We start from the raw sequence: 3,380 nt of genomic DNA on the forward strand, positions 1-3,380 counted from the left end.
GGGGCAGGGTGGAGGGGTGCGGGCCCGTTCGGAGCATCGAGGAGCTCCGCGAAACGGCCGTCGACCGAAGGAGGCGCCATGCGCAGCCGGAAGATCCACCGTCGGGCTCTGGCGCTGGCCGCCGTCGCCCTCGCCGCCCTGCCGGCGGCCGCACTCGGCTCCCCCGCCCGGGCGGTGGCGGACGGCGGCGCCTCGGCCGCCGCCCCGCCAGTGGCCTCCGTGGACCTGCCCGACATCCCGCTGCCGGCCGGCCACGGGAAGCAGACGGTCACCGTCACGTACCGCAACGACTCCTCGACGGATCAGACGGTCGCCCCGCAGATCCTCATCGAGTCGCCCGACCAGGGCCCCTTCCTCGATCCGGCGAACGTCCGGCTCGAAGCGCTGGCGTCCGACGGCCACTGGCACGACATGCCGCTCTACAGCCAGACCGGCACCCTGTACACCCGGCTCATCCCGGCGAAGACCGTCCTCCCCGGCCACCACACGCTCACCCAGCACTACCGGCTGACCGTGCTCAAGCCCTCTCCGGGGACGATCGAGCCCGTGGTGGCCATCTACGGCTGAGGCGGCCCGGCGCACGTCCTACGGCAGCTGCACCGCGGGGAAGGTGCCGGCCGGGGTCCCGGCGAGGGCCCCGTCCAGGGCGTCGCGCCAGATCGGGCCCGCCAGGGTGCCGCCGAAGGCCTGACCGACCACCGTGCCGCCGATGCGCTGGCCGTCCAGGGGCTTCGGGTTGTCGGTGTCGCTGACGACGGTCGCGCCGGCCATCTCGGGGGTGTAGCCGACGAACCAGACCTGGCGGCTCGCGTCGGTGGTGCCGGTCTTGCCCGCGCTGTCCCGGTCGGTGAGCCCGGCCGGCTGGCCGGTGCCGTCCTCCACGACGCCCTTGAGCATCGCGGTGACGGTGTCGGCGGTGGTGGCCGACATCGCGGCCGAGCAGTTCGCCTGCGGCACCGCCAGCTGCTTGCCGTCGGGGCCGGTCACCGCGGTGACGGCGGTCGGCGCGCAGTAGGTGCCGTGGGCGGCGAAGGCCGCGTAGACGCTCGCCATCTCCAGCGGCGTGAGGTCGTTGCTGCCGAGCGTCATCGACGGGACGACCTGGAGCTTCTCGCCGCCCGCCTGCTGGGTGATGCCGAGCTTGTTGGTCATCTGCGCGACATTGCACAGCCCCGTGTCGGCCTCCAGCTTCGCGAAGTAGGTGTTGACCGACTGCGCCATGGCCGTCTTCATGGTGAACTGGCCGGTCAGGCTCTGGCTGTCGTTGTGCACCTGCCCGGAGGAGGGGAACCGGCCGCCGGAGCAGTCCGTCATCGCCGGCCACGGCATGCTGTAGTCGGTGGTGTAGCTCTGGCCCGGCGAGATCCCGTTCTCCAGGGCCGCCGCCGCGACGATCGGCTTGAACGTCGAGCCGGTCGGGAACCCCAGCCCGCCGCCCATGGCCTTGCCGACGTTGTAGTTGATCTGCGTCTGGTGCTGCTTGTCGTCGACGCCGTACGGGCGGCTCTGGCCCATCGCGAGGATCCTGCCGGTGCCCGGCTCGACGATGCTCATCGCGGTGGCGGCCTGGTCCCCGGCGTTCACGTGGCCGGTGACCGAGGCGTACAGCGAGGCCTGCGCCTTGGGGTCCAGCGTGGTGTGGATCTGGAGCCCGCCGCGCTTCCACAGCGCCTTCCGCTCGGCCGCCGACTTCCCGAAGGCCGGATCGGTGAGCACCGTGTTGCGCACGTAGTCGCAGAAGAAGCCCTCCCCCTGCTTGGCCAGGATGCAGCCCTGCTGCGGCGCCTGGACGTTCAGCCCGAGCGGGCTCGCGACGGCCTCCCGCGCCTGCTCCTGGGTGATGTGCCCGTACTCGGCCATCTTGCGCAGCACCGTGTCGCGCCGGTCCTTCGCCGCGGTGGGGTTGACCACCGGGTCGTAGCCGGTCGGCGACTGCACCAGACCGGCCAGCATCGCGGCCTGCGGCAGGGTGAGGTCCTTGGCGTGCACGCCGAAGTAGCGCCGGGCGGCCGCCTCGATGCCGTAGGCCTGCTCGCCGAAGAAGGTGATGTTCAGGTAGTTGGTGAGGATCTGGTCCTTGCTCAGGGTCTCCTCGACCTTGATCGCGTACTTCAGCTCCTGGATCTTGCGGCCGACCGTCTGCCGCTGCGCCTCCGCGACCTTCTGCGGGTCGTCGCCCGCCTCCTCGACGAAGACGTTCTTCACGTACTGCTGCGTCAGCGTGGACGCGCCCTGCGCGGTGGTGCCCGAGGAGGCGTTCTTGTCCAGGGCCCGCAGCACGCCCTTGAGGTCGATCGCGCCGTGCTCGTAGAAGCGGTTGTCCTCGATGTCCACCAGGGCGGTCTTCACCAGCGGGGAGATCTGGTCCCCCGGGACGACGGTGCGGTCGCGGTCGTACACGGTGGCGATCGTGCCGCCCTGCGCGTCGAGGATCGTGGTGGCCTGCGACAGCGGCGGCGTCTTGAAGTCGTCCGGCAGGTTCTGGAAGTCGTCCGCCGCCGACTGGGCGCCGAGCCCCACCGCCGCCACCGCCGGCAGGGCTATCCCCGCCGCCACGACCCCGGCGATCACGCTCACCGCGACCAGCCGCGTCCCGTGCCCCAGTTTCCGTATGCCCGTCGCCACCCGCTGCTCTGCCATGGCACGCGACCCTACGTGCACGTCATGAAGAACTCCTTGGAACCCCCGCGCCGGACTGTCACAGCCGTGTGACAGTCGGCCGGGGCCCGCTCAGCCGCCGTAGCGGCGTTGTCTGGCGGCGAAGCTGCGGACGGCGCGGAGGAAGTCGACCTCGCGGAAGGCGGGCCAGTGGGCCTCGCAGAAGTAGAGCTCGGAGTAGGCGCTCTGCCAGAGCAGGAAGTTGGAGAGCCGCTGCTCGCCGCTGGTGCGGATGACGAGGTCGGGGTCGGGCAGGCCGGCGGTGTAGAGGTGCGGGGCGAGGTCGTCGACGGTCAGTGTGTCGGCGACCTCGGTCAGCGACGCGCCCGCTTCGGCCCGCGCGTACATGAGGTCGCGCATGGCGTCGACGACCTCCTGGCGGCCGCCGTAGCCGACGGCGAGGGTGACGTGGGCGCCGGTGGTGCAGGTGCGGGTGCCCTCGACGGCCTCCTTGAGGGCGCGGGCGGTGCTGTCGGGCAGGACGTCGGGCATTCCGGCCAGGTGGACCCGCCAGCGGGCGTCCGGGCGGGCGAGGCGGTCGGTGACCACCTGCTCGATCAGCCGCATCAGATAGGCGACTTCGGCGTCGTCTCGGCGCTGGAGGTTCTCGGTCGAGCAGACGAAGACCGTCACGTGGTCGATCCCGAGCGACTCGCACCAGGAGAGCACCTCCTCGACGTGCTCGGCGCCCGCCTTGTGGCCGAGGCTCGGACTGGCCATGC

3 protein-coding genes are annotated in these 3,380 nt (G+C 71.6%); 1 reads left to right on the forward strand and 2 read right to left on the reverse strand.

What is annotated here, in order from left to right; translation table 11 throughout:
- Nucleotides 1–78 precede the first annotated feature (78 nt).
- The gene (locus J0670_RS33615) at nucleotides 79–567 is read left to right on the forward strand and encodes a hypothetical protein (RefSeq protein ID WP_243437897.1); all 489 of its coding nucleotides are present in this window, start codon (nucleotides 79–81) and stop codon (nucleotides 565–567) included.
- An 18-nt stretch (nucleotides 568–585) separates the two neighbouring features.
- Here the strand turns inward: J0670_RS33615 and J0670_RS33620 are convergent, their stop codons facing one another.
- Nucleotides 586–2,640 carry a transglycosylase domain-containing protein gene (locus tag J0670_RS33620; protein WP_207816047.1) on the reverse strand — a complete coding sequence of 685 codons (2,055 nt, stop codon included), beginning with the start codon at nucleotides 2,638–2,640 and terminating at the stop codon, nucleotides 586–588.
- Between the two features lie 90 nt (nucleotides 2,641–2,730).
- Nucleotides 2,731–3,380: polyprenyl diphosphate synthase (gene uppS, locus J0670_RS33625; RefSeq protein ID WP_207816060.1), on the reverse strand; the 650-nt coding region annotated here is incomplete at its 5' end.

The organism is Streptomyces sp. FH025, assembly GCF_017427025.1.
In the GTDB taxonomy this organism is placed as follows: domain Bacteria; phylum Actinomycetota; class Actinomycetes; order Streptomycetales; family Streptomycetaceae; genus Kitasatospora.

Coding starts and splice junctions, on each gene's coding strand:
- J0670_RS33615 (WP_243437897.1), top strand. CDS start 79: ATGCGCAGCCGGAAGATCCACCGTCGGGCTCTGGCGCTGGCCGCCGTC.
- J0670_RS33620 (WP_207816047.1), bottom strand. CDS start 2,640: ATGGCAGAGCAGCGGGTGGCGACGGGCATACGGAAACTGGGGCACGGG.